The organism is Halomonas sediminis, assembly GCF_044871105.1.
Taxonomy (GTDB): Bacteria; Pseudomonadota; Gammaproteobacteria; order Pseudomonadales; family Halomonadaceae; genus Vreelandella; species Vreelandella zhuhanensis.
Window position 1 is genome coordinate 1,954,244 of the sequence record NZ_CP085246.1, and the last position, 23,801, is coordinate 1,978,044.

A 23,801-nucleotide genomic window follows, 5' to 3' on the forward strand; every position below is an offset into this window, starting at 1 on the left:
TTTTGAATTAGTTTTATCATACTCGGGGACTGAAACGCATAAAAAACGGAGAACCTGATCAGTTCTCCGTTTTTCTTTTTTGGCACTAGATTAATGCTTATTCGCTACGAATCAGCCGATTACTGCTCGCGCAGGATTTTCAGCATCCGCTTGAGCGGCTCAGCAGCCCCCCACAGAAGCTGGTCGCCAGCGGTAAAGGCAGAGAGGTATTCTCCTCCCATGGCCAACTTACGCAGACGCCCTACCGGTACATCCAGGGTGCCGGTAACGGCTGCCGGGGTCAGGCCATTGATGGTGGCATCCTTGTCATTGGCAATGACCTTGACCCAGTCATTGTGGCTGGCGATACGGTCTTCGATCTCATCCAGCGGCACGTCCTGCTTGAGCTTGATGGTAAAGGCTTGGCTGTGCGAGCGCATGGCGCCGACACGTACACAGAGGCCGTCGATAGGCACTGGGTTGTCGCGCAGGCCGAGGATCTTGTTACTTTCGACCCCGGCTTTCCATTCTTCACGGCTCTGACCGTTTTCGAGCTTGGTATCGATCCACGGCAACAGGCTACCGGCCAGCGGCGCAGCAAAGTTATCAGTGGGAAATTCACTGCTACGCATGGCTGCCGTCACCTTGCGATCGATATCCAGGATAGCGCTGGACGGATCGGCAAGTTCATTGCCGACGCTGTCACGCAGTGCGCCCATCTGGTTGAGCAGTTCACGCATGTGCTTGGCGCCGGAACCGGAGGCCGCCTGATAGGTCATCGAGGTCATCCACTCGATCATATCGGCCTCGAACAGCCCACCCAAACCCATCAGCATCAAGCTGACGGTGCAGTTGCCGCCCACGAACGTCTTGGCGCCCTTGGCCAGCTGATCGTCGATCACCTTGCGATTGACCGGGTCGAGCACGATGGTGGCTTCATCCTCCATGCGCAGCGTGCTCGCGGCATCGATCCAATATCCCTGCCAGCCGCTTTTACGCAGATCAGCGTAAACCTCACTGGTATAATCACCCCCTTGGCAGGTAATGACCACGTCCAGCGCCTTGAGCTCATCAATGACAAAGGCATCCTTCAACGTTGGTACGTCAACGCCGATATCCGGCCCCGGCTGACCCACTTGGGAGGTGGTGAAGAACACCGGCTCGATGCCATTGAAGTCGCCATCTTCCTGCATGCGTTGCATCAGTACCGAACCCACCATGCCACGCCATCCGACGAAACCAACTTTCAACATGTGAAGCCCTCCAGCAAAGAATGAAAGCTGTATTATACACACCACAGGGCAATCTCGCAGAAGGCCCGGCGGCGTGCATTTGTCGCTATCCCATTGTTACAAGCGACATCAACCTTGAGCGAAAGCCGCCAATACCGCGTCACCCATGGCTTGGGTGGAAACCGCCTGCATGCCGTCAGAGGCAATATCGGCGGTACGCAGGCCGTCATCCAGCACTTGGCCCACCGCTGCCTCGATACGCTCGGCCAATGCCGGCTCACTGAGCGAATAACGCAGCATCATGGCCACCGAAAGCATCATCGCCAAGGGGTTGGCCACGTTCTTCCCGGCGATATCGGGGGCACTGCCGTGGCAGGGCTCGTACATGCCCTGGCCGCTTTCATTAAGTGACGCCGAGGGCAGCATGCCGATGGAGCCGGTCAGCATGGCGGCGGCATCCGAGAGAATATCGCCGAACATGTTGCCGGTAACGATCACATCGAATTGTTTGGGCGCGCGCACCAGCTGCATTGCGGCGTTATCCACGTACATGTGGGTCAGCTCGACATCCAGGTATTCCTGAGCCAGGCGGGTCATCACTTCACGCCACAGGATGGTGACTTCCAGAACGTTGGCCTTGTCCACCGAACACAGTTTTTTGCCGCGTTTACGTGCCATTTCAAAGGCGACACGCCCGATACGCTCGATTTCGGACTCGGAATACACGTAGGTATTGAAGCCTACGCGCTCACCGTCGCGTATTTCGATGCCACGCGGCTGACCGAAATAGATACCCCCGGTGAGCTCGCGCACGATCATGATATCCAGGCCGGACACAAGCTCGGGCTTGAGCGAGGATGCCTCGACCAGTTGCGGATACAGAATCGCCGGGCGCAGATTACCGAACAGACCCAAGTGCTTGCGCAGCCCCAGCAAGCCTTTTTCCGGGCGTTTGGAAAGATCTTCCAACGTATCCCACTTGGGGCCGCCCACGGCGCCCAGCAGAATCGCATCGGCGTCCTTGGCCTTTTGCAAGGTTTCCGGGGGCAAGGGGTCCAGATGGGCGTCATAGGCCGCGCCCCCCACCAGCGCCTCTTCCACGGCGATATCCAAGCCGGCTTCCTGGCAAGCCGCCAGCAGGCGCGATGCCTGAAGACTGATTTCCGGACCGATACCATCACCCGGCAAAAGCAAAATCTTGCGTGTCATCCTGGTTCCTTAAATTAAATTCCTTGAAAACTCTTAATAGAATTCAGCGATTCAGGCGTCAGCCAACCTTCATGGTTTCGCGGAACAGCCAGGGCCGTTCGACGCGGTGCCTAGCTTCAAACGTACGAATGGCGTCTTCGTCCTTCAAGGTAAGGCCGATGTCGTCGAGCCCTTCCAGCAGGCAGTGCTTGCGGAAGGCGTCCACTGCAAATTCCAGCACTTCACCGGAAGGCGTGATCAGGCGCTGATTTTCCAGGTCCACATCCAGGCGATAGCCTTCATTAGGCTCGACTTCCTGGAACAGCCGATCAATCTCTTCTTCGGCCAAGGTCACCAGCAAGATGCCGTTCTTGAACGCATTATTGTAGAAGATATCGGCGAAACTCGGGGCAATCACCACCTTAAAACCGAAATCCTCCAGCGCCCAGGGGGCATGCTCACGCGAGCTGCCACAGCCGAAATTGCGCCGTGCAAGCAAGACACTGGCGCCTTGGTAGCGGGATTGATTGAGCACGAAATCCGGATTCAAGGGGCGACCGGCGATATCCTGACCGGGATAGCCTTCGTCCAGATAACGCAGGTCATCGAACAGATTGACCCCGAATCCGGTGCGTTTGATGGACTTCAGGAACTGCTTGGGAATGATCAGGTCGGTGTCGACATTAGCTCGATCGAGCGGCGCCACCAAGCCTTCTAAGCGTTCGAATTTTTGCATGGTTCAGGCCTCCTTGACGAGTGTGGGGTCATTGGCGGCAGCGCTATCGATCCCACGCACATCCACGAAATGTCCGGCGATAGCGGCAGCGGCGGCCATGGCCGGGCTGACCAGATGCGTGCGCCCGCCGTAACCTTGGCGACTTTCGAAATTACGGTTGGACGTGGACGCACAGTGCTCACCGGCACCCAGTTTGTCGGCGTTCATCGCAAGGCACATGGAACAGCCCGGCTCACGCCATTCAAAGCCCGCTTCGATGAATATCTTGTCGAGCCCTTCCGCTTCCGCCTGGCGTTTGACCAGGCCGGACCCTGGCACCACCATCGCCAACATGATCGAACCGGCAACCTTCTTGCCACGCGCCACCTTGGCCGCTTCACGCAGGTCTTCGATGCGCGAGTTGGTGCAGGAGCCGATGAATACCTTGTCCAGCTTGATATCGGTGATCTTCTGATTGGCCGAAAGCCCCATGTATTCCAGCGCTCGTGCATGGCTGCGCTGCACGGTTTCATCAAAAGCCGCAGCAGGGTCAGGTACCTGACCGGAGATACCTGCCACCATTTCCGGGCTGGTTCCCCAGCTCACTTGAGGTTCGATGTCCTCGGCCTTCAAGGTAACCACCTTGTCGAAGGCTGCGTCGGCATCGGATACCAGATGGCGCCAATCGGCGACCGCCGCCGTCCACTGCTCGCCCTTGGGTGAATAAGGGCGCTCCGCCAGGTAATCGATGGTGGTATCGTCGACGGCGATCAGGCCCACCCGGGCACCCGCTTCGATGGCCATGTTGCATACGGTCATGCGGCCTTCCATGGAAAGCGAGGCAATGGCGTCACCGGCGAATTCAATCGCGTAACCGGTACCGCCCGCGGTACCGATCTTGCCGATAATGGCCAAGACGACGTCCTTGGCGGTAACGCCGGTGCCCAGCTCACCTTCGACACGCACCTGCATGTTCTTCATTTTCTGCGCCAACAGGCACTGGGTCGCCAGTACATGCTCGACTTCCGAGGTACCGATACCGTGCGCCAGGGCGCCGAAGGCCCCATGGGTGGCGGTATGGGAATCGCCGCAGACCACTGTCATGCCGGGCAGCGTGGCGCCCTGCTCAGGGCCTACCACGTGCACGATGCCTTGGCGGGGGTCGTTGATCTTGAATTCTTCGATACCGAAGCTCAGGCAGTTTTCATCCAGCGTCTGCACTTGGATCAAGGACGTCGCATCCTTGATCCCGGCATTGCCTTCGGCGCGCTCTTTGATGGTGGTCGGCACATTGTGGTCCGGTGTCGCCAGGTTGGCATCCAGACGCCACGGTTTGCGCCCGGCCAGACGCAGGCCTTCGAACGCCTGGGGAGACGTCACTTCATGCAGCAAGTGGCGGTCGATGTAGATCAGCGCGGTGCCGTCATCGCGCTGCTTGACCAGATGCTGCGACCAGAGTTTGTCGTAAAGGGTTTGACCTGACATGTGCTCTCCCGGGCGGTGCCCTGCTAGTGTGTCTTGCCAGCGTCTTCGCGCCGGTGATGCCTGAGTGTTACGTGAGCTGCACATAAATGCAATTCATGTTATTCATGCTTTAGATTCCAAACTGGAATACCAAATGGATACCCAAAGCCTGCAAGCCTTTCTGGCCGTGGCCGATACGCAAAGCTTCTCGCGCGCCGCTGAGCAATTGCACCTTACCCAGCCGGCTGTGAGCAAACGCATCGCCACCCTGGAATCTCAGTTGAGCACGCGCCTATTCGACCGCATCGGGCGGCGCATCGCGCTTACCGAGGCAGGTAACGTGCTGCTGCCCCAGGCGCGGCATATCCTGTTCACGGTGGAAGATAGCCGCCGGGCGCTCGCCAACCTATCCGGCCATGTGGGCGGCCGCTTGACCCTGGCCACCAGCCACCACATCGGCCTGCACCGGCTACCCCCGCTATTAAAGCAATACACTCAGCGTCACCCGGAAGTGGAGCTGGACCTGCACTTTCTCGATTCCGAGCATGCCTACCAGGGTGTATTGGACGGCACCCTGGAAATGGCCGTGGTGACCCTTGCGCCCCACCCTTTTGAGCAACTTCACGTAGTCGAGTTATGGCGCGATAGATTGTGCTTTGTATGCGCTGCCGACCATCCCTTGGCACGCCAGAGGCATCTCTCGCTGGAAGCGCTGTGCCGATATAATTGCATACTGCCGGGGGCCAAGACGTTCACCCGCTCGCTGATCGAGCAGCGTTTCGCCGAAGCAGGCCTGCAACTGCCGGTGAGCATATCGACCAATTATCTGGAAACGCTGAAGATGATGTGCAGCGTGGGGCTAGGCTGGAGCCTGCTGCCGGAAAAGATGATCGACAGCGAGCTTATCGAGCTTAGGGTAGACACCGCACCGATCCACCGCCCGCTGGGGTATCTGGTGCATACCAACAAGACACTTTCAAATGCGGCAAGGCGCATGATTGAGCAGCTGGAAAGTTCCAGTAAAGCTCCGAGCTGACTTTTTTAAACCTGCCTCCTTGGCGTATCCAAGGGGAGGGAATTGGGTAATCTCAAGCGATGCTCGCCCTTATTCAGCCGTGCCGCAATAAACTCTTGGCCCAACGCATCGTTATGAAGTTCGGTTAAGGCTTCGATGACCCGCTCCGCGTGGGCCTGAATGACCTCCAGTTGCTCGTTTTCGGCGAACAACGAGAGCGTCTTCAATGCCTTGAGCAAGGAAAGACAGATACTTACGTCCGAGCGTCCATAATAAAGAATTGGGGTAAAGAGCTTATACACCAAGCTGTTGAAGCGCTCCTCCGGCCAGGTTACCCGAATGCGGCCCTGGTCATCGGTCAATGTATTGCAGGGCTGAAACGATAGACGTTGGCACAGCAGTTCAGTGATTTGATGAAGACACAGGCGAGCAGTGCCAGGGTCATTGATACCTGGGGATAATGCCTTGATGGCAACTTCCATCAATTGAGTCAGACCGTTCACGTACAAACTCTTGACCGATTCTCCTTCCACGTACTCCAGCTGTGACAACGCCGACTTGCACTAGGTCTCGCTGGGGGTCTGGTCGGACTCGACCTTGAGCAGAGGGAACGCCTTTATCGTGTAATCACCAAAGGCAAAATTCAAATGTATAGCGGCGTCGATTTTCTCGGCGAGTTTGGCTAATTCCTCGAGATTGGCATTTTGGATATAACCGCTCTGATCGGAATAAATCCAGTGACAGGTTTTTTCGGAAACTGGAAAGGAGGAAAGGTAACGCCAGGTTTTGGCCTGCTGTTTCGTCTCGAGACGCTCCATGGAGGCTTGAGCGGATCGGTGCAGCCCTTGAGTGACGGCATTGATCTGGACCGACTGAAAGGCGTTATGAATAAAGTAGACAAAAAGGGCCAGGCAGTTGATGACCATGCCCGCCCCAAGATAGACCGCCAGCGATCGCCAAAGGTCCGGCGTCGCTCCCTCCATTGGCACCATCAATAAAACCAGGATAAATAGGATGGTGCCCAGGTAATGGCCCAGGACCTGCTGATGACGACGTTCAGTCACTAGGCTGAATACTAATTTCAGCGAAAAATTGCTCCCCGCCTGGGATAGAACGGACATTACCATCGAGAAACTGAACACCACCAGCGAGATCATACCGCCAATCAAGGTCGCCAGCAGAGTGCGGGCGGTATCCGGGTTGTCGAAAGTAAGCGGTTCGAGAAAACCGGGCAGCTGGGATTCGTCTATCGGTGACAGGACAGCAAGCAATCCCAGAGACAGGTAAAAAAGGGTGATCAAGCTGGTCAGATAGGCGATGCTTTGGCGAAAATTTCTAAAGACCCTGATGGGCCATGCGAATAGAGAAAGCATCGGTATATCCTGGAGGTTGCGTCAGGTTCATTTATCCATTTTCGCGGAATACCCCGTCTAAGCCACCGCATTAGGCGGGGATGGATAGCGTGGCGCTCGCAGAGCGCCTTGGTTTGTGGCTGATAATGACTGTATATTTTACCATCCTTACCGTAGCGTTTCAGGAAGGAGCTTCGGATGGCTTACGGTCACGGCAACAGCGACTCGGAAAAGCGGATGGTTTCGCTTGGTGTCGGTCAATTGACCGACGCTAAGTTCCATGCGTTGGTTCAGTTGCGTGATCAGTACCTGGAGGCCGCCAATGCCATGATGACAGCGGTGTTTGTCAGTGAGCCCTTGGCTGGCGTGCCGGACAAGAAGACGCTCGATCAAGCCCTGCTGGCGATTCAGAAAGACCGCCAGGGGTTGAACAAAGCCTATGTCGAAAAGGCGCGCATGGCGGTCAAGGATCATGCCCACGAGGCGCATGGGCGTTATCTTAGGCGCCTGGTGGGAAAGCTTTGTCACTGCGCCGATGAAATCGAAGGCTATCAGGGCAGCGGGCGGCGCTACTACCATATTGACGAGTCCCTTCAAGACAAGATCAGTCATGCCGAGTTAAGTGCCTTGCAGTGCAACGCCGAGGGTTGGGAGCGGGCGCTGACCCTGTACCGCCAAGTTGGTGGTTCAGGGGTCAGGCGACGGGCTGTCTGAGGCCCAGGCCGCGGTTATTCACCATCTCCATGAAGCGGTTCAATCGCGCTATCTCCCGCCGGTGTATGGCAAGGATGAGGCCTTTACCTGCCAGTTGCATCTGGACTATCGCGTGGTGCGTGGCCTGAAAGACGGCAAGGTGCTTGACCCGCTCAACAAAGCGGCCGCGTTGCTTCTTCACGATCAAACAAACCGCTGCTATCAGCACTTCCTTGAGGTTTCTCATCCCACGCCACGGCAGCCGCCGATTCGCATCCCTATCCACCTGACCGAAAAGCGCCTGCGCCGCCTGGGCATTGAGGGGCTAAAGACCGCGTTCAAGAGTTTCGTCCTGGAAATTGGTACGTCACGCATTGAGGTCAAGGGCGTGGTGGAAAGGGTGCGCCCCGCGTACACCGCCGCGCAAACGACAGCCAATGCCTCCCCCGTCAAGCTGGCGGACGACGACTTCATTGCCCTGGCCAAGGCACTCAATGAGTGTGACACCCTAATGGGGCGTGATTTCGGCTACGCCAATACCATTGCCCTGACGGTATTGAAACGCGAGCGCGCGCTAAGTGCTGACGACCTCCGTGAGTTGATGGTGATTCGCCACCTTCCTCGAGCCCGCGCCAAGGCGGCGATGAAAGAATGGTTTTCCTCACGAGAAGGGCGAGATATCGAGGTGGTCACCCAGCAATGCTATTCGGGGCGAAACTTCCTGAAGGCGATTCATGGGCATTGTCAGTACATCGACCGCCTGAGCAGTCAGATCGACTGCCTTTACAACAAGATCGACGCGCTAAAGTGGATCCTGGTGACTACGCTTGCGTTAAATCCGGAGGAATGGATTCCCCAGAAAGGTCTTGCCTTTCCTGATGCCTTCGTTAAATCCCTGCACCAGCGCTTCTTTCATCTGCTTGATAAGGTCACCCACCTCAAAGCCAAGCGCCGCCAGCGCTATCGCCGCATTGCCGGCCTCAAGAAAAGCTGGTTTGGTTACCTGTCCAATCAGGAAATCGCGCTCGCCAAAGAACATAATGCCGCCATGATTCGTGAAGACCTCACGGTCATGGCGGTTGAGAAAACCGCGCCCGACTACAAAGGCCGGCGCTTCAACAAGATGATCAACAACGGATCGAAGGGGCAATACATTCAGCGTGCATCGGACAAACTGCTCTGGAATGGTATTCCAGAGTTGGCGATGCCCACCCCTTACACTTCCCAGGCCTGTCTCTACCATCAACAGCTCGGGAAGCGGCAGGGCGAACGGTTCACCTGCCCGCGTTGTGAAAAATCCCGGCATTCAGACCTGAATGCCGCCATGAATATTGCCGGGATGCTGCTCACGCAGTGGCTTGGCAATAGTGAGAAACGATCTTCTTTTGGCAGGGCTATCTCGTCAGAGAACCTTGTTCATGAGAAGCCACTTCCAACTGCGTAGCAGTTGGAAGTGGTCGTTCACGCCGTGTTTAAATTGCCTATGCAATGCAGGGCAGAATACTTTCGTAAGGGTATAATGATGCGGTAATTTTCTTGACGCTCTCTCTCGCTTGACCCACGCTCAGAACACACCAATTTACTGCCCAGCGTTTTCGGCGAAACACTCAGGAAACAGACAAAAAACTCACGGACCATGAGTAAGAAGGGAACCCCATTGCCATTCAAATGGGCATTGATACTCTCAGCTTTATTGATATCCGAGACCGTCCGCGCGCTGTCGCTGGAGGAGGCGCTGGCTATCTCCCGGGAACAGGCGACCACCCTGCAATCACTCGCGGCTGAAACCCAGCGCGCAGAAGCCACTCATCAGCAATCAGCCCAAGCCTACCTCCCCACCATTAGCGCAGATGCTACTTGGCTAAGAGCGGATTCTTCCTTCATCACCGGTGTGCCGATTCCCACCCTGGGCATACCTCTCACCACCCAGCGCAGGGATTTCGGCCCGGTCGAGGGCACCCTGACGGGCATTCAGGTGATACAACCGCTGTTCAATGCCGATGCCATTCAGACCCGACAAAGCGCAGCTTTAAATGTGGATGCTCGCCGCTATGCCGAGCAATGGGGACAACAGGCCATCCGCCTGGAAGTCTCGCGCCTGTATTTCAATTTCATCCGCCAGCAACAGCGCGAACAATCCGCACAAATGTCGCTGCGTGCAGCCCAGGCATCCGCCAGGCTGGCCCAGGCAAGCTATCGAGAAGGCTTGGCATCGCGTCTGGATACCGAACAGGCAGACGCTGAGCTGGCCGCAGCCCAAGCCCGGGTGGCACAAGCGATAGCCGAAAAGCGCCAAGCAAAGCTTACACTGAAAAGCCTGCTGGGCATCGCACCAGAGGAAGAAGTGGTACTTTCAAGCGCCTTGCCGAAACCTGCGCCTCCCATCGGGATTGACGCTACTCAGGCGCGAAAAGACCTGCAAGCCAGAGAGGTGGCTGCCGAGGCTGCCAGCGCCGCAGTAAAAGCCTCAAGGGCCGAATGGCTGCCTAACGTGAACCTGCTAGCCCGGCAACAATGGCTTGACGGCGATGAGCCACTCAATACCAGCGGGGATGGATGGCTGGTCGCGGTCAATCTCCAATGGACCCTTTTTGATGGTCTTGGCCGTGAAGGTAGAATCGCCGAGTCACAGGCTGAAGAACGCAGTGCACGGGTGGAACTCGATGAAACCCGTCGGCGCATCCGGCAAGAGCAGGTTATCGCCATGAGCCGCTGGGAAGCCGGATGGGCTGGCTGGCATGCGGCCCAAAAAGCCCAGGAAGCGGCACAAAGAGCCAACCGACTGGCGTTACGGCGCTATGAAGAAGGCCTTGGTTCAATGACCGACCTTCTGGCCACCCAGGCCCGGCTCGATCGTGAACGCCTCGCCCTGATCAATGCCCGCTACCAAGCCGTCCTTGCCGGCATGAACTACTATCTACAGCATGGTTACGACCCGCTTCTGGCGCTGAAGGACCCGCTTCCATGAAGCGTTTGCTTCGCCTTCTGCTGACGCTGGCTGCCCTTTTCATACTGACTGGTTTTATGCTGACGGGTTGTTCCGATGAAGCACCTGAACCCACTGAGGAAACAGCCGCAACGCCTACCGTCAACGTCGGGGAAATAGTCGAATGGCGTCACCCCTCAACCGACCAACTTCCCGGGGTAGTGAGCCCCGGCAAAAGAGCCGTTCTAAGCACTAGAGTCTCGGGCACCTTGACCTCGGTTCCCGCATCGCCTGGCGACCGGGTGGAAAAAGACGACCTGTTGGCCACGGTGGATGCAAGAGAGGTGGAAGCAGCCATTTCCGCTGCTCAGGAAAAAGTCACTGCGGCACAGGCCGCGCTTCAGCAGGCAAGGTTGAACAGCCAAAGGTTGCAAAGGCTTTATGCAGAAGACTTGATTGCCCGAGTGCGCACCGAACAGGCTGATGTCAAAGTGAGTGAACTGGAGGCTCAGTTGCAAGCAGCCCAGTCAGAGCTCAAGGCGCAGCAGGCAAACCGTAGCTACACCCGCCTGACTGCACCGTTCGCAGGCCAGGTCACTGAAACCCTGCTGGATACCGGAAGCTTTGTCGGCCCCGGCCAGCCGTTGGTGGTGCTCGAAGAGAGGCGCCGGTTACAAATCGATGTTCCGGTTTCCAGTGAGCGGGTAGAGGTGCTGACGCCCGGTCAGCAGCTTTCGGTGCTTTCTGGCTCTGACGGGACGATGACCGAAGCACGGCTGGTCAGCATAATACCCGCGCTGAACGATGAAGGCACCGGCCAGCGCCTGAGGCTTTCAGTTGACGACCCACCGAAGGGCCTGAGACCCGGCCAGGTGGTCAGGGTGATAGTACCGACCCAGCGTTCCGAGCGACAAGGTTCGGGCGATGCCTGGGTGGGGCTGCCGCAGGCGGCGCTGATCCGGCGGGGCCAGCTCACGGGGGTATTGGTGGTGGATGACTCGAATGAACAGCCGACGCTGAATCTGCGCTGGATAAAGACAACAGCGCCGCCTGCAGACGCGGATAACCTGATACCCGTCACTCAGGGCCTGGCAGTAGGCGAACTTGTGGTTCTGGATCCTTCTCCGGAGCTTCAGGACGGCCAGACGGTCAGCATTCAGAGGGCCGATCAAAACCTCGGGGAGGAGTGACTTGCGCCTGGGTCTTGCCGGACATATCGCCAACCGCTTACTGGATTCACCGCTGGTACCGCTGTTCGTCGTGGCCTGTTTCCTACTGGGCGGCTATGCGCTTTTGGTTACCCCTCGGGAAGATCGCCCCGACATTGATGTACCCACAGCCGTGGTGTTGCTTCCCTGGCCAGGCGCGGGGGTCGCGCGGGTCGATGAACAGTTGGCACGCCGAACGGCAGGCTGGGTACGTGAGATCGCGTCGGTCGAAGAGGTGCGCAGCAGCAGCTCCAACCATGCAGCGCTGCTCTCGGTTGAGTTCGCCGCAGGCACACCCAAGGCGTCTGCTTTCTCCGAGCTGAATGAGATTTTCCAGGCCCGCGCCAGCCAGCTACCCGAAACCGCCGAACCTCCCAGCATTCAGGTCTTCGGCGAGAGTCGTCTGGTGGTGTTTCTGGCCACCCTCAGCAGTAAAACCCTGAGCCTTGCCGGGCTGGAAGACATTGCCACCGAACTCGCAGCAGAGCTCCAGACAATTCCCGGCGTAAGGGGCATCGAAAGCTTTGGGGGCGACCGCACTGCCATCGAGGTGCTGCCCAAGCCGACGGCGCTTGCCGCCCGAAACATTTCCCTGAGCCGGCTTGCCGAAGCGATTGCTGGGGCGAACCGACAACTTCCCGCAGGCCGGCTCGAAAGCGCCCCGGTCACCGACCTTGAGGTCGGCATGACGATCACCAGCCCCGAGCAACTTGGACGCTTACCGGTAGGCGAGGATGGCGGGGGGCCGGTATATCTGGAGGAAGTGGCTGACATCAAAATCGGCCGCATAGAGCAATATCAAGGGGTTCTGCATTGGCAAAGGGGCCAATCAGCACCTTTCCCTGCCGTCACGCTGGCGGTGACGACCCTTGAAGGCATGAACGTCAGCGATGTCACCCGGCAGGTACAGGCAAGGTTGACCGAATTCGCCAGCCACTCTCTGCCTGCGGAGGTGCAGCTGACAGTCAGCCACGATGCAGGCATCGATGCCACCGAGCGGGTCTACAATGTGCTGGTGCAGCTATTGACCGGCACCTTGGTGGTGGTCGGCATTATCTGGCTGGGGCTCGGCTGGCGTGCGGCACTCATTATCGCCATCATGATGCCCGCCTCTCTCTCGATCGTGCCTTACCTGTACAACCGTTTCGACTTCACCCTCAACCCGGTATCGATCGCGGCGATGATCCTGGCTATCGGTATTCTCTCGGACGATGCCGTGGTCATGCTTGAAAATGTGGCTCGCCACTTTCGAAGCGCTGGAGAAAAAAGCCGCGAGCTGACGGTAAAGGCCGTCAATGAAGTGGGTAACCCGACCATCCTGGCGGACCTGCTGGTGGTGGCCACCCTGCTGCCGACCGCCTATATCACCGGCGAGATGGGCCAGTATGTGCGCGCGCTTCCCATTGGCGCCTCGGCGGCCGTGCTGTTTTCGCTGCTGGTCGCGCTCACCATCACCCCCTACTTCGGCTTTCGTTTGCTCAAAGTCGAGGGCAATAAAAGGGGGAAAGACCGCAAGCCCGAAGATAGAGACAAAGCCCGGGACAAAAAAGAACAAGAGAAACAAAGCGAAGCTCCCCTGGTAAGGCATTACCGCCGCCTGCTCTCACCATTCTTTGCTCATCCCTCTCTGCGCTGGTTGTTTTACCTGGTGCTGGTCGTGCTTCTTCTGGCGAGCCTTTCACTCGTCGGCCTGCGTATCGTCCAGATAGGACTCACCCCTCTGCTCGACCGCAACGTCTTTGCTGTGGATATCGAGCTGCCACCCGCCTCGACGCTGAACGAATCCTTGACCGTAGCCTCGGCGCTCAACAGGCAGCTGCGCGAGATCCCCGAAGTCAAGGCCGTGACTATTTATTCAGGTCTCTCGGCGCCGCTAATTTATCCGCCTGAAGCACTTTACTCGCCCGAGGAAAAGGCGCCCCGCGATCTCACGCTACATGTTGAGCTCGTCCAGGAAGACCAGCGAGACCGCCAGAGCTACCAAATCAGCCGGGAGATTGCCCGTAACCTCAGCACTTGGCTGGCACCTTATGGAGGGAAAGGCCACATAGTGCGCATTCCTTCCGGACCCAGCAGCGACCGTGCGATCACCGCTGAAATTTACGGGCCGGACCCCGCAACACGTCAGGCAACGGCAGACCGCGTCGAGCAATGGCTTAGTGAGCAAAAAGGTGTGATTTCCACGCAACAGCAGCCTTTTCCCGCACTTCCCTCACTCAATTTGGAAGTTGACCCGGAGCGGGCTGCGACCTTTGGGGTCATTCCCGCCGCAGTGACCCGCACCCTGTATCTGGCGATTCAGGGAGAAACACTGGCGAACTGGGCAGGCATGCCCCATTCCAGAGACCCGGTCCCGGTGATCCTACGCCTCGCAAGAGCCGACCGGGAAAGTGAGCAGGCGCTGCGAAGCCTGTACGTCATCAGCGAGAACGACCGAGCCGTGCCCCTGGAATCGATTGTCGATTTCAACTACAGCGAGGGCGATCAGGCACGCTTTCGCCGGGGGCTTATGCCGGTCACCACCGTATTTGCCGATCTGGACCGTTCAGTGGCCCAACCGCTCACCGTTCAGCTGGAATCTTTACGCGGCTTGGGAGAGCCGGATATCGATATCCGCTGGCTTGCTCCGCCCAACCAAGCCACGGAGCCGGTAGTCTACTGGTCGGGGGAATGGGAGATGACACGGGATGTCTACCGCGACCTGGGCGTAGCCGGGCTGGTGGTGATGATCCTGATCTACGTCTTGCTGGCCGGCTGGTTCCGTTCCTATCGGCTGCCCGTATTGATCATGCTGCCGATTCCGCTGGTTTTTATCGGCGTTATCCCGGCGCACTGGGCCTGGGGAATCAATATAGCCGGTACCGGCATTCTGGGGGTGATCGCCCTGGGCGGCATCGTGACGCGCAATGCCATCCTGCTGGTGGATTTCATCGAAAAGCGCCTGGATGAAGGCGTGGCGTTAAAGGAAGCGGTTATTCAGGCAGGCGCTCAACGTACCCGCCCTATCATCTTGACCGCCGCCACCGTCATGTTCGGCAGTGGCGTTCTCATATTCGAACCGTCGCTCGAACCCCTTGGCCTCACCCTGGCCAGCGGGGTGCTCATATCCACCGTGCTGACCCTGGTACTGATTCCCCTGCTTTATTTCCATGTTTACAGCCGGAAACCGGAGAGCGAAGATGACGACTAGAGCTGGGAAAATAGATTCAGAGGCAACCTGAAAATTCTTGTAGAACAACCTATTAGCAGGTACGAACCGCACAAGGCAACGCGGCGTGCCGAGGCGAGGCGAGGCGAGGCGAGGCGAGGCGAGGCGAGGCGTTCGTGATCATCAGTGCCGAGGACTGGGAAAGCGACAAAAAGCTGCTGAAGGAAATGCGCCGCTCGGACAACCCACCCCATCAACGGGTATTGGTAAACCAGAACTACTCACACATAACTGATCAGGCTTGTGGCCTGAATTCATCGTAAGAATGGAGACTCTGAATAGCTTACTCCCAGATAGCACTATGGGAATGATAGGCAACTAACAGCGATTATATGCCCGGCTGCATAACCTCAATAAACGTGCCGGCGCCTTTATTGAGGTTATGCAGCCGCCTTAACAAAACCAAAATCATTGATTTACCTGGAATAAAATTCAAATTTGGCAGCATATCCAAAATTCGCGTGCTTGCTTTTTTGCCACTTCAATGACAAAGAATATTAATGGCTATGTTGGTATCTATTGTTGGTCTGCGCCTATTGCCGTGCGAAGCCACGCTTCCTCTGCTGGCTTTGCGGTTTCAAACAACCGCCGCTATGCCAGGTAATTGGGTAAGTACGCGGCACCTATCCCTGAAAGCGCCCCATCCATCCCTTCAAACGGCTCATATAACTGTTCACGTTCTGAATGTGGTATTGCTTGCCGATCATTCACTGATTATCGAATACGATCAGGCGATGAGGCGATGAGGCGGGATAGTGAATTGGCGTTGTCTTGAGCGCTCGTTTTCAGGAAGCGATGTCGCCAGCGATGCGTAACGTCAGGCTGTTAGGCTAAAACCACGCTACCGCCCCGGTCGGGCTGAGTGGGTTGCGGCTCCCCCCCTGCGACAGTTCCCTTGTTTCGCCTGCTTTCCCTATGCCGCTTTTGTGTTGCTTAGGCATTTTATATTAGTTTTATCGTACTCAGTGACGTTAGGACGTGTAAAGCCTTGTGACCGGGCACTTTAGTCTTGCACAAAGAAATGGTTAGGCGCTGGTCTTCGTGGGTCAAACCCTTTAGCCTGCTAATTCATTGTCAGGATTCCGGCATGCAAGAGACGACCCCGAGACAACAGTTGGCAGGCGTACTGATCCTGCTTGGGCTTATCGCACAAATTATCGGCTTTACCGGCTTGGCTACCGCGCATGCGGTGAGCTATTTGCTGTGGGCATCGGTTGCGCTGCTGTGGCGCGATATCCCTAAGCGTTCGCGGATTCAGGCGGGGGCGCTGATGGTCATTGGTACGCTATTGCTGCTGGTGGCGCGCTTTGTGTATGGCGCAAAGGTGAATTGGCCCGCCATGTTGCAGGGCAATACCTTTGTGGTAGCGATGCTGGTGGGGGTGAGCTTCATCGGCTTGATCGGCTCGCGGCGCGGCCATGAGCTGGCGCCCGGCCGAAAGTTGACTGGGGCCGGCGGCATTCTGCGGACTTGGCTGGGTGTGCATTTTCTAGGCATTATTCTGAATCTTTCCACGGTTTTCATGGTGGGCGATCGTTTGGCACGCCGTGAGCCATTGAGAATGCCGCAATTACTCGCCTTGAATCGCGGCCTTTCCAGCGCCGCCCTGTGGTCGCCGTTCTTTGCCTCGATGGGGGTGGTGATCACCCTGGCGCCGGAAATGCAGTATCCGCATATCCTGAGTATCGGCCTGCCCTTGGCATTGCTTTCCGGGTTGATTACCACCTTCGAGATGAAGCAGCGCTTTGAACTGAACGATGTCGAGGGGTTTTCGCTGGCGCCCACCAGCCTGCTGATGCCCGCCGGCATGGCCGCGCTGGTGATGGTGTTTCATTTCTGGATAACGCCCTCACTTACCATCGTCAGCATTATCACTTTCTTACTGCCCAGCGTCGCGGTGCTGGTCAATCTGCGTGATGGGCCGCTCTGGACCTTGCGGCGCATTCGCCAGCACACCACCACACGGCTACCGGCCATGCGCGGGGAAATCTCGCTGTTTCTGGCGGCAGGATTGTTAACGCTGGGGCTTTCCACCTTCGTCCGGGCTGTCGCCGGCAGTGAATGGACGCTGTTTGCGGTTTTCGGCACGCCACAGGCAATCTTCAGCTTTGCGGCCATCGTCGCGAGCGCACTGATCGGCTTGCATCCTATCATCGGCGTGTCTGTGCTGGCGTCTGTGCTGACGCTCGAGGCAGACAGCCAAACGCTATTTGCCTTCGTGGCGCTGGCGTCCTGGGCGGTCGGCACCAGCGTCGGGCCACTTTCGGGGATCAATCTATCACTACAGGGTAGATACGGGGTAAGTGGTTATCGGATGATGACAAACAATGCCTACTACGCCCTGATGATGAGCGGGCTTTCAATTGTCGCCATCATCCTGATGGGCTGGTGGCAGGGATGACTCAGCTTGCCGACGCATCCGGCAAGCGATAGAAATAGCGGTGGCCGCACTGGTGGCAAGGTTCAAGACGCCCGACTTCTTCAAGCGTTACCTGGGCATCGCAATGCACGCAGGCCATACGCCCCGGTGCGACCACTTCCCCTTCACAGTAATCAGCGCGTGCCGCTTCCAGGTCGTCCTTCAATTGTTCGTTTTCGACGATGCTGCGGTCGGCGATCGAAAGCAGTGATTCGGCGACGCGGCGGGAAACCTTACTTATGTCAATCCCCAGCCAGCTGGCGACATGCTTGCCCGAGTCTTTCAGGTAGATACGCATGTCTTTCAGGTCACGCTCGACCCAGGCACGTAAAAGGGCCAGTTCGTCCTTGGTGAATTCTTCGAGCTCGTCTTCGAATTCGACCGCCTCGTCCAGCTCGCGTTGAAGGTTTTCCCAGGTCAGCTCGTTAGCACCACCCTGAAGCCGCTCCAGCATCCGTTCGTAACCTTCCCGTAAACGGTGGTCGTTCTTTTTTTCACTCATGATGGCACTCCTTATCCTCACGCAATTTTTACGACTACTGTTGTGTCTTACCGCTAGCCGTTCAAGGTTTTACCTGCATAGGATACAATCCACGAAACAAATTCGACACTCGTCATCCACCATTCACCTTGCGCCCGTTTTATGGGCCATACGCCAAGGCATTTAAAAAAACCGATGGACGTACATTACAGCCCCCGTGATATAGAACGCGACGCCCAACAGTACTGGGACAAGAACCAGTGTTTCAAGGCAGTGGAAGACGCCAACCGCGAGAAATTCTATTGTCTGTCGATGTTCCCTTACCCCAGCGGCAAGCTGCACATGGGGCACGTGCGCAACTATACCATCGGCGATGTGGTATCGCGCTTCCAGCGCATGCAGGGCAAGAACGTCATGCAGCCGATGGGATGGGATGCGTTCGGCATGCCGGCGGAAAACGCCGCCATTCAGAACCAGGTACCGCCGGCCGAATGGACCTACCAGAACATCGATTACATGCGTAATCAGCTCAAGGCGCTGGGCTTTGCCTACGACTGGAGCCGTGAATTCGCCACCTGCGATACCAGCTACTATCGCTGGGAGCAGTGGTTTTTCACTCGACTGGTGGAAAAGGGGCTGGTCTACAAGAAGATGTCCACGGTCAACTGGGACCCGGTGGACCAGACCGTGCTTGCCAATGAGCAGGTTATCGAAGGACGCGGCTGGCGTAGCGGCGCCCTGGTCGAGCGCAAGGAAATCCCCTTGTGGTTCTTGAAGATCACCGACTACGCCGAGGAATTGCTGGCGGACCTGGACAAGGTCGAATGGCCCGAACAGGTCAAGACCATGCAGCGCAACTGGATCGGCAAGTCGCGCGGGGTGGAACTGAGCTTCGATATCAAGGCCGCTGACCGCACGGCTTCCTCCGCGATCAGCGTTTATACCACCCGCCCGGACACCCTGATGGGCGTGACCTATGTGGCGGTCGCCGCCGGGCATCCCTTGGCCAAGCAAGCGGCGCAGGCCGACGCCGAGCTTGCCGCCTTCTGTGATGAATGCGCCCGTGGCGGCACCTCCGAAGCCGCCATGGCCACCATGGAAAAGAAAGGCATGCCTACCGGGCATAAGGCCGTTCATCCGCTCAGCGGCGAGGAAGTGCCGGTTTTCGTGGCCAACTTCGTGCTGATGGAATACGGCACCGGGGCGGTCATGGCGGTACCCGGCCACGACCAGCGCGACTGGGAATTCGCCACCAAATACGGCCTTCCCATCAAGGCGGTGATTGCAGACGATCAAGGCAACGAGCCGGATATCTCCCAGGGTGCCTACACCGAATACGGCCCCTTGATTCACTCCGGCGAATTCGATGGCCTGAACTTCGAGCAGGCGTTCGAGGCGATTGCCGGGGCGCTCAAGGCGCTGGGCAAGGGCGAAGTCAAGACCAATTTCCGTTTGCGCGACTGGGGGGTTGCCCGCCAACGCTATTGGGGGGCGCCGATTCCGGTCAAGTACGGCCCCGAAGGCCAGACCGTTCCGCTCACCGATGAAGAACTGCCGGTCGAGCTGCCCATGGAAGTCACCGTGGACGCTTCCGGTTCGCCGCTCAAGAAGATGCCGGAATTTTCCGAGCTCGGCGACGGCTGGATACGCGAAACCGACACCTTCGATACCTTCATGGAATCCTCCTGGTACTACGCGCGGTTCTGCTGTGCCGACAACCACGAGGCCATGCTCGATGAGCGCGCCAACTATTGGTTGCCGGTGGATCTCTACATCGGCGGTATCGAGCACGCCATCCTGCACCTGCTTTATGCGCGCTTCTTCCACAAGCTGATGCGCGACTTCGGCCTGGTCGATTCCGACGAGCCGTTCCAGCAATTGCTGACTCAGGGCATGGTGATCGCCGAGACCTACTATCGCTCGACCGCCAACGGCGGCAAGCAATGGTTCAACCCCGCGGATGTCGAGGTCAAGCGCGACGAGAAAGGCCGCTCGGTAAGCGCGATATTGATCGGTGACGGCCAGCCGGTGGAAATGGGCGGCATCGAAAAGATGTCCAAGTCCAAGAACAACGGGGTCGATCCGCAATCGATGATCGACAAGTTCGGCGCCGATACCGTGCGCCTGTTCATGATGTTCGCTGCTCCTCCGGAACAGTCGCTGGAATGGTCGGATTCCGGTGTTGAAGGCGCTCACCGCTTCCTCAAGCGGCTATGGCGCCAGGTTTTTGAGCATCTGGAAGCCGGGGAACCTGTGGCACTGGATACCACCGTCCTTGACGACGACCAGAAAGCCCTGCGCCGCAAGACCCATGAAACCCTGAAGAAAGCCGGTGACGATATTGGCCGCCGTACGACGTTCAATACCGCCATCGCCGCCGTCATGGAGCTTTCCAATGCCCTGGGACGTTTCCAAAACGAAAGTGATGCGGCGAATCCGCAGAGCCTGGCCATCAGCCGCGAGGCGCTTGAAGCCTGTGTCTTGTTGTTAGCGCCTATCACCCCGCATACGTGCCATGCACTATGGCAAGCCCTGGGACACAGCGAGCCGGCGATCGATGCTGCCTGGCCCGCCGTGGATGAAGCGGCATTGACCCGCGACACCCTTGAGCTGGTGGTGCAGGTCAACGGCAAGTTACGCGCCCGCATCGAAGTACCGGCGGATGCAGATAAAGCGACCGTGGAAGAAATGGCGATGAGCCAAGAAAACGTGCAACGACACCTTGAAGGCAAGACCGTGCGCAAGGTAATCGTGGTTCCCGGTAAACTGGTCAATATCGTGGTGAGTGGATGAAGCGTCGTGATGTCCTTTACACCCTCGCAGCGGGGGCGCTTGCTCCCCTGTTGCTAGGTGGCTGTGGGTTTCAACTGAGAGGCAGTGAGATGCCGGCCAAGCTACCTGAACTCAGCTTGGCGGGCGATACCGAGAGCGGTCTGGCACGCGAATTCACCGCACAATTGAAGCAGGCAGGGTCTGGCGTGAGCGCCCAAGCGCCTTGGGTGGTCACCTTGGGCACACCTCGCCTGGAAGAACGGCGCCTGGGCGGCGAAGGCCGGGCCAGCCGCGACCATGAGCTTACCTTGCACACGAGCGTGGCCCTTCAGTCCCGCAGCGATAATACCTATCATCTACATACCGAAACGCTCAGCACATCCACGCGCATTCGGGTCAATGACGATGATTTACTTAATCGTGAAGCGCTGTTTTCCGAGGCTCGTGATCAACTTGAAAAACAGCTTGCTCAGAAAATCGTGACACGCTTGGTTAACGTGGCCTCCTGGCAATGAAAGTATTTGCTGACCAGCTACCCGCGGCTCTGGAAAAGAAACTTCCCAAGGTGGTGATCGTCGCCGGTGACGAGCCGCTTCAACATCGGGATGCCTGCGACGCCGTTCGAGCGGCGGCACGCAAGGCAGGTGTGGAAGAGCGCGAGGTGCTTGACGTCGAGGCTAATTTTGCCTGGGGGCGGCTAGACGAAACTTCCAATAATCTTTCGTTGTTTGCCAGTTGCAAGCTCCTGGAGGTTCGCCTAGGCAAGCACAGCCTGGGCCAGGAAGGCGCCAAGGCATTGAGCCGTTATGCGGAACAGCTCACCACTAGCGACGACATTCTACTGATCAGCATGGGCAAGCTCGATGCCAGACAGCAGAAAAGCGCCTGGTTCAAAGCCTTGGATAAACATGCCTTGTTCGTTCCTGTATGGCCGGTGGACGCCTCACGACTGGGGTTTTGGTTACGTGATCGTGCCTCGCGCCATGGGCTAACCCTGGAGCTGGATGCCGCCCGGCTGCTCGGCGAACGCACCGAAGGCAACCTTCTCGCAGCCGATCAGGAACTGCAGAAGCTTGCCTTGCTGAGCTCCCCCGGCGCCCGGATTACCGCCGATAGCATCCTGCAGGGCGTGGAAGACAATACCCGCTTCGATGTTTTCACCTTGGCGGATGCCTGCTTGAAAGGCGATCCCGCCAAGACCTCACGCGTTCTTCACGGCTTACGCAGCGAAGGGGTGGAAGCACCGATCGTTCTCTGGGCGCTCAGTCGTGAGCTGCGAACCTTGCTCTCGATTCAACAACATCTGGAACAGGGCCAGAGCTTCGAGCATGCTTGCAAGGCACAAAAACCCATGATCTTCGATAAACGTCGCCCCGCCTACCAGAAGGCGATCGCTCGGTTACCCATGAAACGTCTGCACAAATTGCTGCTCATGGCTCAACGGCTGGATCTTGCGATCAAGGGTGCCGTGGCGATACCGACCTGGGAGGGACTGCATGACTTGGCGCTGACCCTGGCGGGAGGCCGTGGATTATTGGCAGATGCCGCCTGGACGTACCAAGTGCGTTAACTGGACAACACCACTCTTCTGGTATCATCTTATAGACTGATGAGACTGCCTATCATCGACATTGAGCACGATTTGCCGTCTCGGGGATCGTTGATTTACCTTCACTTAAAAAAGGAACCACCCATGATGAAAAAACTTCGCTTCTACATGACGCCTCTTCTGATCATCGCATTTCTCATTGGCAGCATGCCTGTAGCCGCGGCTCCCTACGGTCAAGCGGAAACCGGCTTGGTTTCCACCCAGGCTGCATTGAACGCTGACAGCAGCAGTGCCGAACGCGAGCGTATCAGTGAGGTGCTTGCTCGGGCTGATGTGCAGGAACAGCTGCTCGCCCAAGGTGTCAGCCTTGACGAAGTGGAGCAGCGCGTTGCCGCCCTGAGCGATGCCGAGGTCCACCAGATGGCTGAGCAGCTTGAACAGCTACCTGCCGGTGCCGGCGGCGGGGTGATCGGTGCCTTGTTTGCCGTCTTCATCATCTTGTTGGTCACCGACATTCTCGGCTTGACCGATGTCTATCCCTTCACACGCTGATCGATAATGCCATCTTGTCTATTTTACGCCCGCTTCGCGGGCGTTTTGCTGCTGATGAGTCTTCTACTCGGCTGCGCCGCCTCGCCTCGCCTGAATGATTCCACCTTGAATAACCTGCCGCCTGGTGATCTTCTGAAGGAAGTACCATTTTATGCCCAGCGTGATTATCAATGCGGCCCGGCTTCGCTTGCGATGGTACTCAATGCCGCCGGCGCCAATATTGAAATGGAGAACTTGATTCCCCAAGTCTTCATTCCCGGACGTAAAGGCAGCGTTCAATCCGAAATGCTGGCGACTGTACGCCGCCACGGCATGATTCCCTTTCCTATTGAAGGCTCCCTGGACGCCCTTCTGATTCAGCTGGCAAGCGGGCAGCCCGTGGTGGTACTTCAGAACTTGGCATTGCCTGTTTGGCCGATGTGGCACTATGCCGTAGCCATAGGCTATGACCTGCCGACACGCACCTTGACATTGCATAGCGGTGAAATTTCAAACCATGAAATGTCCCTGAGCCGTTTTGATGCCACCTGGGCACGCAGTGAGCGCTGGGGCTTTATAGTGTTGCCCCCTGGTTCTCTGCCCAAAGGAATACGTCCTTTTCGCGCCATTGAAGCAATTAGCGCCTTTGAATCCGTCCAAGGGGTGCAAGTGGCCCTGCCCAGCTGGAAGGCACTGGTAAACACTCACCCTGACAGCGCCATGGCACATTTCGCCCTAGGCAATGCGCATTATGCAGTGGGTGAGATAAAAAAAGCTCAACAGGCGCTTGAACGAGCGGTGTCTCAGGATGAATCATTAGGCGTAGCCTGGCTTAACTTGGGCTTGCTCGAACAACAACTGGATAATGACTTGGAGGCAAGGCGGGCATTGAGCCGTGCAGCCGCATTGACTGGGCCTTGGCAGGCAAAAGCACAGGAAACACTTAGTTCTCTTTCTGGTGTTAACTAGTGCATTTTTATGCCTTGAACTCCTTGAAAAATTCGGTACTTATTGGTAACAATTTAAAAAATAATGGATACGATGGATGGCGGCATTCACCATAGTTTGT

General features: G+C 57.3%; 17 protein-coding genes and 2 pseudogenes. 12 read left to right on the forward strand and 7 right to left on the reverse strand.

What is annotated here, in order from left to right:
* Positions 1 to 119 precede the first annotated feature (119 nt).
* The 4 genes from asd to leuC all read right to left on the reverse strand — a co-directional run bounded on the left by asd (position 120) and on the right by leuC (position 4,599).
* Positions 120 to 1,232 carry an aspartate-semialdehyde dehydrogenase gene (asd, locus tag LG290_RS09390; protein ID WP_160418676.1) on the reverse strand — a complete coding sequence of 371 codons (1,113 nt, stop codon included), beginning with the start codon at positions 1,230 to 1,232 and terminating at the stop codon, positions 120 to 122.
* 108 nt (positions 1,233 to 1,340) lie between these two features.
* Positions 1,341 to 2,420: a 3-isopropylmalate dehydrogenase gene (leuB, locus tag LG290_RS09395; protein ID WP_499834603.1), complete on the reverse strand. Its 1,080-nt coding sequence runs from the start codon at positions 2,418 to 2,420 to the stop codon at positions 1,341 to 1,343.
* Between the two features lie 58 nt (positions 2,421 to 2,478).
* Positions 2,479 to 3,135, reverse strand: a complete 657-nt coding sequence (leuD, locus tag LG290_RS09400) for a 3-isopropylmalate dehydratase small subunit (RefSeq protein WP_499834604.1) — start codon at positions 3,133 to 3,135, stop codon at positions 2,479 to 2,481.
* Between the two features lie 3 nt (positions 3,136 to 3,138).
* The gene (gene leuC / locus LG290_RS09405; protein ID WP_499834605.1) at positions 3,139 to 4,599 is read right to left on the reverse strand and encodes a 3-isopropylmalate dehydratase large subunit; all 1,461 of its coding nucleotides are present in this window, start codon (positions 4,597 to 4,599) and stop codon (positions 3,139 to 3,141) included.
* Between the two features lie 133 nt (positions 4,600 to 4,732).
* Between leuC and LG290_RS09410 the strand changes: the two genes are divergently transcribed.
* Positions 4,733 to 5,614, forward strand: a complete 882-nt coding sequence (locus LG290_RS09410) for a LysR family transcriptional regulator (protein WP_499834606.1) — start codon at positions 4,733 to 4,735, stop codon at positions 5,612 to 5,614.
* 5 nt (positions 5,615 to 5,619) lie between these two features.
* Here the strand turns inward: LG290_RS09410 and LG290_RS09415 are convergent.
* Positions 5,620 to 6,966, reverse strand: a pseudogene (locus LG290_RS09415) (DUF2254 domain-containing protein).
* Between the two features lie 177 nt (positions 6,967 to 7,143).
* On the opposite strand from LG290_RS09415, the gene LG290_RS09420 reads away from it, so the two are divergent.
* The 5 genes from LG290_RS09420 to LG290_RS09440 all read left to right on the forward strand — a co-directional run bounded on the left by LG290_RS09420 (position 7,144) and on the right by LG290_RS09440 (position 14,962).
* The gene (locus LG290_RS09420; RefSeq protein ID WP_499834607.1) at positions 7,144 to 7,659 is read left to right on the forward strand and encodes a hypothetical protein; all 516 of its coding nucleotides are present in this window, start codon (positions 7,144 to 7,146) and stop codon (positions 7,657 to 7,659) included.
* On the forward strand, positions 7,628 to 9,082 hold the full coding sequence (locus LG290_RS09425) for a zinc ribbon domain-containing protein (RefSeq protein ID WP_499837070.1): 1,455 nt from the start codon (positions 7,628 to 7,630) through the stop codon (positions 9,080 to 9,082). Before LG290_RS09420 ends, LG290_RS09425 begins: the two co-directional genes overlap by 32 nt.
* Before the next feature lie 213 nt (positions 9,083 to 9,295).
* Positions 9,296 to 10,606 carry a TolC family protein gene (locus LG290_RS09430; RefSeq protein WP_499834608.1) on the forward strand — a complete coding sequence of 437 codons (1,311 nt, stop codon included), beginning with the start codon at positions 9,296 to 9,298 and terminating at the stop codon, positions 10,604 to 10,606.
* Entirely contained in the window at positions 10,603 to 11,754 is a 1,152-nt protein-coding gene (locus LG290_RS09435; protein ID WP_499834609.1) for an efflux RND transporter periplasmic adaptor subunit, read from the forward strand. The genes LG290_RS09430 and LG290_RS09435 overlap by 4 nt, the downstream gene beginning before the upstream one ends.
* Before the next feature lies 1 nt (position 11,755).
* Positions 11,756 to 14,962 (forward strand): efflux RND transporter permease subunit, encoded by a 3,207-nt coding sequence (locus LG290_RS09440; RefSeq protein WP_499834610.1) that lies wholly within the window; start codon positions 11,756 to 11,758, stop codon positions 14,960 to 14,962.
* Positions 14,963 to 15,496: 534 nt separating this feature from the next.
* On the opposite strand, the pseudogene LG290_RS09445 reads toward LG290_RS09440, so the two are convergent.
* A pseudogene (locus LG290_RS09445) lies at positions 15,497 to 15,717 on the reverse strand (IS1595 family transposase); the annotation flags it as partial.
* 350 nt (positions 15,718 to 16,067) lie between these two features.
* Between LG290_RS09445 and LG290_RS09450 the strand changes: the two are divergent.
* The gene (locus LG290_RS09450; protein WP_499834611.1) at positions 16,068 to 17,381 is read left to right on the forward strand and encodes a hypothetical protein; all 1,314 of its coding nucleotides are present in this window, start codon (positions 16,068 to 16,070) and stop codon (positions 17,379 to 17,381) included.
* A gap of 1 nt (position 17,382) precedes the next feature.
* Here the strand turns inward: LG290_RS09450 and LG290_RS09455 are convergent, their stop codons facing one another.
* On the reverse strand, positions 17,383 to 17,901 hold the full coding sequence (locus LG290_RS09455) for a zinc ribbon-containing protein (RefSeq protein WP_499834612.1): 519 nt from the start codon (positions 17,899 to 17,901) through the stop codon (positions 17,383 to 17,385).
* Between the two features lie 174 nt (positions 17,902 to 18,075).
* Between LG290_RS09455 and leuS the strand changes: the two genes are divergently transcribed.
* The 5 genes from leuS (at position 18,076) to LG290_RS09480 (ending at position 23,701) form a co-directional block, all read left to right on the forward strand.
* Positions 18,076 to 20,673, forward strand: coding sequence for a leucine--tRNA ligase (gene leuS, locus LG290_RS09460; RefSeq protein WP_499834613.1), 2,598 nt, complete (start codon positions 18,076 to 18,078; stop codon positions 20,671 to 20,673).
* Positions 20,670 to 21,167 (forward strand): LPS-assembly lipoprotein LptE, encoded by a 498-nt coding sequence (locus tag LG290_RS09465; protein WP_499834614.1) that lies wholly within the window; start codon positions 20,670 to 20,672, stop codon positions 21,165 to 21,167. The genes leuS and LG290_RS09465 overlap by 4 nt, the downstream gene beginning before the upstream one ends.
* A complete protein-coding gene (gene holA / locus LG290_RS09470; RefSeq protein ID WP_499834615.1) occupies positions 21,164 to 22,222 on the forward strand; it encodes a DNA polymerase III subunit delta in 1,059 nt (352 codons plus the stop codon). Before LG290_RS09465 ends, holA begins: the two co-directional genes overlap by 4 nt.
* A gap of 126 nt (positions 22,223 to 22,348) precedes the next feature.
* Positions 22,349 to 22,753: a PA2779 family protein gene (locus LG290_RS09475; protein ID WP_499837071.1), complete on the forward strand. Its 405-nt coding sequence runs from the start codon at positions 22,349 to 22,351 to the stop codon at positions 22,751 to 22,753.
* Between the two features lie 54 nt (positions 22,754 to 22,807).
* The gene (locus tag LG290_RS09480) at positions 22,808 to 23,701 is read left to right on the forward strand and encodes a PA2778 family cysteine peptidase (protein WP_499834616.1); all 894 of its coding nucleotides are present in this window, start codon (positions 22,808 to 22,810) and stop codon (positions 23,699 to 23,701) included.
* Positions 23,702 to 23,801 lie beyond the last annotated feature (100 nt).

Coding starts and splice junctions, on each gene's coding strand:
- leuB (WP_499834603.1), bottom strand. CDS start 2,420: ATGACACGCAAGATTTTGCTTTTGCCGGGTGATGGTATCGGTCCGGAA.
- leuS (WP_499834613.1), top strand. CDS start 18,076: ATGGACGTACATTACAGCCCCCGTGATATAGAACGCGACGCCCAACAG.
- LG290_RS09480 (WP_499834616.1), top strand. CDS start 22,808: ATGAGTCTTCTACTCGGCTGCGCCGCCTCGCCTCGCCTGAATGATTCC.
- LG290_RS09465 (WP_499834614.1), top strand. CDS start 20,670: ATGAAGCGTCGTGATGTCCTTTACACCCTCGCAGCGGGGGCGCTTGCT.
- LG290_RS09450 (WP_499834611.1), top strand. CDS start 16,068: ATGCAAGAGACGACCCCGAGACAACAGTTGGCAGGCGTACTGATCCTG.
- LG290_RS09475 (WP_499837071.1), top strand. CDS start 22,349: ATGAAAAAACTTCGCTTCTACATGACGCCTCTTCTGATCATCGCATTT.
- asd (WP_160418676.1), bottom strand. CDS start 1,232: ATGTTGAAAGTTGGTTTCGTCGGATGGCGTGGCATGGTGGGTTCGGTA.
- LG290_RS09410 (WP_499834606.1), top strand. CDS start 4,733: ATGGATACCCAAAGCCTGCAAGCCTTTCTGGCCGTGGCCGATACGCAA.
- LG290_RS09435 (WP_499834609.1), top strand. CDS start 10,603: ATGAAGCGTTTGCTTCGCCTTCTGCTGACGCTGGCTGCCCTTTTCATA.
- holA (WP_499834615.1), top strand. CDS start 21,164: ATGAAAGTATTTGCTGACCAGCTACCCGCGGCTCTGGAAAAGAAACTT.
- leuD (WP_499834604.1), bottom strand. CDS start 3,135: ATGCAAAAATTCGAACGCTTAGAAGGCTTGGTGGCGCCGCTCGATCGA.
- LG290_RS09455 (WP_499834612.1), bottom strand. CDS start 17,901: ATGAGTGAAAAAAAGAACGACCACCGTTTACGGGAAGGTTACGAACGG.
- LG290_RS09420 (WP_499834607.1), top strand. CDS start 7,144: ATGGCTTACGGTCACGGCAACAGCGACTCGGAAAAGCGGATGGTTTCG.
- leuC (WP_499834605.1), bottom strand. CDS start 4,599: ATGTCAGGTCAAACCCTTTACGACAAACTCTGGTCGCAGCATCTGGTC.